The organism is Bacillus sp. SIMBA_008 (genome assembly GCF_046535495.1).
GTDB classification, from domain to species: Bacteria; Bacillota; Bacilli; order Bacillales; family Bacillaceae; genus Bacillus; species Bacillus subtilis.
The window spans coordinates 1-234 of sequence record NZ_JAWRWL010001305.1 but is presented as its reverse complement, the minus strand read 5'-3'; the positions used below and the strand labels follow the sequence as shown (position 1 = coordinate 234).

The window sequence follows — 234 nt, the reverse complement described above, 5'->3', positions numbered from 1 at the left end:
CAAGCAGCTTACCCGCAAAATACATCATAGATGAATGATCCTGACCAAGAATATCAGGCAGCAGAACTTCGCGTATCAGCTCGTAGGCAAATCCATTGACTTCAATTTCTTTTAGCTGTTCTAAGTTAGATTCGAATTTATTCATTGTACGGCTCCCCTCTTTCAACAATTTATTATAGCTTATGTGAGCATATGATGACAGAGTTTTCCCTGAAGTCTAAGAAATTCTTATTG

1 protein-coding gene is annotated in these 234 nt (G+C 37.6%); it reads right to left on the bottom strand.

The annotated features are described in order from the left end of the window. On the bottom strand, positions 1 to 145 hold a 145-nt coding region (locus tag SB658_RS27660; protein WP_486308234.1), incomplete at its 3' end, for a DUF2507 domain-containing protein. Between the last annotated feature and the right edge of the window lie 89 nt (positions 146 to 234).